5 protein-coding genes and 3 pseudogenes are annotated in these 4,920 nt (G+C 25.7%); all 8 read right to left on the bottom strand.

The window, feature by feature from the left end; genetic code table 11:
- Positions 1–504: HTH domain-containing protein (locus tag ACWYO2_RS04830; RefSeq protein WP_455515360.1), on the bottom strand; the 504-nt coding region annotated here is incomplete at its 3' end.
- Between the two features lie 151 nt (positions 505–655).
- Positions 656–1,033: a YadA-like family protein gene (locus ACWYO2_RS04835; protein ID WP_455515364.1), complete on the bottom strand. Its 378-nt coding sequence runs from the start codon at positions 1,031–1,033 to the stop codon at positions 656–658.
- A gap of 181 nt (positions 1,034–1,214) precedes the next feature.
- Positions 1,215–1,593 (bottom strand): annotated as a pseudogene (locus tag ACWYO2_RS04840) (FAD-dependent oxidoreductase); the annotation flags it as partial.
- 26 nt (positions 1,594–1,619) lie between these two features.
- Positions 1,620–2,276, bottom strand: coding sequence for a potassium channel family protein (locus ACWYO2_RS04845; protein ID WP_455515361.1), 657 nt, complete (start codon positions 2,274–2,276; stop codon positions 1,620–1,622).
- Positions 2,277–2,289: 13 nt separating this feature from the next.
- On the bottom strand, positions 2,290–3,636 hold the full coding sequence (locus tag ACWYO2_RS04850) for a TrkH family potassium uptake protein (RefSeq protein WP_455515362.1): 1,347 nt from the start codon (positions 3,634–3,636) through the stop codon (positions 2,290–2,292).
- A 23-nt stretch (positions 3,637–3,659) separates the two neighbouring features.
- Positions 3,660–3,871 (bottom strand): annotated as a pseudogene (locus ACWYO2_RS04855) (ClC family H(+)/Cl(-) exchange transporter); the annotation flags it as partial.
- Between the two features lie 109 nt (positions 3,872–3,980).
- Positions 3,981–4,115: pseudogene (locus tag ACWYO2_RS04860) on the bottom strand (hypothetical protein); the annotation flags it as partial.
- Between the two features lie 453 nt (positions 4,116–4,568).
- Positions 4,569–4,920, bottom strand: a 352-nt coding sequence (locus tag ACWYO2_RS04865) for a YadA-like family protein (RefSeq protein WP_455515363.1), incomplete at its 5' end; no start/stop codon positions are given.

The raw sequence follows: 4,920 nt of genomic DNA on the forward strand, positions 1-4,920 counted from the left end.
ATTTTCATTTAATCTTTTTTCTAATATATCTATATGAAAATTACGTATATCAATCTCATTACCTTGTAATTTAATACCATAATAAGGCTTTCTTTCAAGAAATAAGTTATAGTTTTCAAGTAATTCTGATACTTTTTTTAAATCTTGTGATAAAGTTTTTGAGCTAGTATATATTTCTTCACTAACATCAAATAACTTAATATATCTATCTTCAGAAATTAATTTATTAATCAAATAAATTAATCTATCATTTGCACTATTTGGTATTTTTTTTACTTCATTATGAAATAATTCATTTTCAGAAATATTATTATCTTTTAATAAATACCCAAATCTTGGTTTAGATTCTATTTCAACATTCTTTTTAATCAATATTTCTGATAATATCTTTATATATTTTCTACACGTTCTATCAGATATATTTAAAATATCAGCTAATTCTAAAGATGTGTGGTATTTACCATCTTTTAATATTCTAAAAATTCTAACAACTAAATTCTCCATTATATGCTCCTTAATATAGAATACCTTGAAAAAAGTTTTTTTCAATAACAACTTTTTCCACATATATACGGAAAGTTCCTTCCTTTTTAAAATTTTATTCCATAAAAACATAAATGTTATAGTCCTTGAACTATAACATTTAATATGGTGTTTATTTTAATTTATTTAAAATTTCTTCCAATTTTTTCTCTAAATCATTTATTCTTTTATCTTTTTCTTTACTTTCTTTTTCTAATTGATTAAGTCTTGCTAGCTCTTTATTTAACTTAACTTTTTCTTCATCATTTACATCAAATGTATAAGCTATACCTAAACCAAGACCCAAATTTCCTTTATTATTCAAACTTAAACTCGCTTTATAATTCACAAAGTCTTTATTACTCATAATACCTACAGCCAATGAATGATTTCCCATATATGTTCCATAACCAGCAGCTATACTAAATTTTGCTTTTGTTGAAAATGGTAAATTTGCCATAGCTATCGCATTTGAAATTCCAGAATAACTCTTATTTTCTATTTCTTTCATCTTTTCATTACTTGAAGTATTAGAAATTTTCTTTTCAAGCTCCTCAATATTTTTTGTGTTTGTTGCTATTTTACCTTCAACGCTACTTAAATCTGTATTTATAGTATATGTAGTTGTTCCATCTTTTTTAACTGTATCTAAAGTTACACCAGTTCCAGCTTTTATTACTACATTTTCTAATTTTTCTATTTTCTTCTTCAACAACAAGATCACTTACCATTCCTTGAATAACAGATAAGTTTTTTGTATGTTCAAGAGTTTTTTCATTTCATTAGTATAAGAAACTTTATCTACTTGAGCTCTTAAAGATCTTACTGCCGGATCTTTTTTGTGTTCAAAATTCTTATTTGAATAAAAGTTTTATCTATATTTCTTCCCATTTCTCCACCAAGAGCATCTATTTCTCTTGCTAGATGTGATTTTGCTGGACCACCTAATGATGGGTTACAAGACATTACTCCAATATTATCTAATGATATTGTAAATATTGCTGTTTTCATTCCCATTCTTGCTGAAGCTAATGCAGATTCACAACCAGAATGTCCTGCTCCAACTACTATAACATTAAATTATTGCATCTTTCCCCCTAAATCAATTTATTAAATGACTCAACTGTTTTTTTATCAGTTATAATCACTAATATATCTCCTTCTTCTATTACAACATTTGCAGTTGGATTATATAAAAATTCTCCTTTATCTTTTTTTATTCCAACTATATTTATGTTATATTTATTTCTAATATCTAATTTTATAAGAGTATTATTCCAAAATATACTTGGTGCCTTTACTTCCACTAATACAAAATTATCATTAAATTTTAAATGTTCTATTATTCCTGTATTCATTGTCAGCTCAGCTATTCTTTTTCCCATATGTTCTTCCGGATAAACTATCTCTGTTGCTCCAACTTTTGTAAGAACCTTTCCGTGATTTTTATTAATAGCCTTTGCTATGATTTTATTTATTTCTAATTCTTTTAAATTAAGTGCTATCATAACACTTGCTTCTATATCTCCAATACAAATAAAGGCCACATCAAAATTTTCAGCTCCAATATCTTTCAAAATTTTCACATCACTGGCATCACCAATTATAGCATTTTTTAGTATATTATTATTTATTTTATCCTGTACCAACTCCTCATTTATATCTATACCTAAAACATTTTCTCCAGCTTCATACAAAGTTTTAGCAACACTCGTTCCAAATCTTCCTAAGCCTATAACTAAATACTGTTTCATAAATTTCTCCTATTTATCCTATTAAAATATCTTCTTTTGGATACTTTATTAAACTTTTTTTATTATTTGTAAAAGCTAATGCAACTGTCATAGGCCCCAATCTCCCTATAAACATTGTAATAATTATTAAAAGTTTAGAAATTATCCCTAATTCTGCTGTTATTCCAAGACTCAAACCTGTTGTTGAAAAAGCTGATACAACTTCATATATCACTTTATCTATCGAAAAATTTTCTATTGATAATATAATTGTTACTATAATAATAACATAAAATACAGATATAACTACTATTGCTAATGCTTTATTCATCAATTCCCAATCTATTCTTCTCTTAAACACTTCAATATGCTCTTTTCTTTTTAAAATTCCAAGTGCATAGAATATTAAAATTCCAAATGTTGTTGTTTTTATTCCACCACCTGTTGAACCTGGAGAAGCTCCAATAAACATAAAGATATATGAAATAAAAATTGTTGCCGGTCTTATATTTGAAAGTGGCACTGTATTAAATCCTGCTGTTCTTAGTGTTACACTTTGAAAGAATGAATTTAAAACTTTATCAAAAAAATTCATATTTTTTAAAGTACTTGAATTAGTATATTCAAATCCCAAAAATAATATAGTTCCAATAAATAGTAAAAAAAATGTAACAATTAAAGCAAGTTTTGATGTCAAACTTAAATCTCTATTTTTTTTCTTTTTAACTATAAAAAGTGAATTTATTGTTACAAAACCTATACCTCCGAAAATAATTAGAAGAGATATGGTTAAACTAATTAACTTATCATATTTAAAATTTTCTAAATTGTTGGTAAACAAAGAAAATCCAGCGTTACAAAATGCTGATATCGAATGAAATAATCCATAAAAAATGGATACTTTTATTGAATAATATTTAGAAAATGCATAAGTTAAAATAAAAGCTCCCAATAACTCAATAATAAATACTATTAATAAAAGATGTTTTATAAAATTTGTAATACCTCCATTACTATTAGAATTTCTTTCCTCTTTTAAAAGTTCCCTTGTCTCAAAACTCATTTTTTTCCCAACTAATAAAAAAACTATTATTGAAACTGTCATAACTCCAAGTCCACCCAACTGTATAAAAAATAGAACTATTAATTGCCCTATCGGAGTAAATACTTGACTTACATCGACAACAGATAACCCTGTTACACAAATAGCTGAAACTATTGTAAACAAAGAATCTAACATACTAATATTCTGATTTTCTTTTAATGCGAAGGGTAATTTTAAAAGTATAGTTCCAATAAAGATCGCTATTAAAAAGCCTACTATCAATTTCCTATAAGGTGATAAAAGTTCCCATTTTTTTATTAAACCTAACTTTCTCATTTTTCCTCTCTTTCAAACTAGAATTAATCTACCAATGTATGCTTCATTAATTTTTCTTTAACTTCTCCAACAATATTTTCAGGCAATAATAATATTAAAATATCTCCTGCTATCATAACTATTCTACCCTTAGGTATTTTTTTATACTATTTCTAATAATAGAAATTACCAAAACATCTTCAGGTCATATTACTTTCGACATCATTTTTCCATCTATTAAAGACTCCACCATTATTACTATCTATGATAGCTGTAAAAGATACCTCTTTTCTTTTTCCAATATATGCACCAAGCCCTAAAGCTATTGAATATTCTGAATTTTCATATAACAAAGAATTTTTACCTATAGCAATACCTGAATCTCCATTTGCGATAGCAAAATCGCCAAGAGCAAAAGAATATTTACCTATAGACTCCGAACCATAACCAATAGATGCCGATCTTAAGCCAGTAGCACTAGAAAATAGTCCTAAAGTCATAGAAATTAAAAATAATGATAAATCCCTAAATTTAATTTTTGGTTTTTCGCCATTCAATCATATCCTTATTTTTATATATTCGTTTGTTAATAGTATATACCTAATATTGTTATTTTTCAATTAAATGTTTAAATTTCGTGTCCAGTTTGTTGGTACATGTTCTAAAACTTTACCTTGGAGACTATTATCAAGAATAAAAAAATACATTCTTATTTTGACACAATCTTATATTTTTATATTAACATTAACATATCTTCATCAGTTTTAACATCATACTCTTCAATTAAAGTAAAGATAATATTCTTTTTCCCTTCTGTTAATGGTTTTACTTTGTAAATTTCTTTTTTTTCATAAAAATAGCCTCCTACGATATTTTATATTCTATCATAGAAGACTATTCTTTTAAATATTTACAGATTTTTTTCACAGTCTCTTATTTTACAACTTATATATTTATTTTAATTTATTTAAAATTTCTTCCAATTTTTTCTCTAAATCATTTATTCTTTTATCTTTTTCTTTACTTTCTTTTTCTAATTGGTTAAGTCTTGCTAACTCTTTATTTAACTTAACTTTTTCTTCATCATTTACATCAAATGTATAAGCTATACCTAAACCAAGACCCAAATTTCCTTTATTATTCAAACTTAAACTCGCTTTATAATTCACAAAGTCTTTATTGCTCATAATACCTATAGCCAATGAATGATTTCCCATATATGTTCCATAACCAGCAGCTATACTAAATTTAGCTTTTGTTGAAAATGGTAAATTTGCCATAGCAATAGCATTTGAAATTCCAGAA

It is taken from the genome of Pseudostreptobacillus sp. (assembly GCF_977040545.1).

Excerpts from the sequence above, each read along its gene's own strand:
- ACWYO2_RS04835 (WP_455515364.1), bottom strand. The coding sequence starts at position 1,033 with ATGAAAGAAATAGAAAATAAGAGTTATTCTGGAATTTCAAATGCGATA.
- ACWYO2_RS04845 (WP_455515361.1), bottom strand. The coding sequence starts at position 2,276 with ATGAAACAGTATTTAGTTATAGGCTTAGGAAGATTTGGAACGAGTGTT.
- ACWYO2_RS04850 (WP_455515362.1), bottom strand. The coding sequence starts at position 3,636 with ATGAGAAAGTTAGGTTTAATAAAAAAATGGGAACTTTTATCACCTTAT.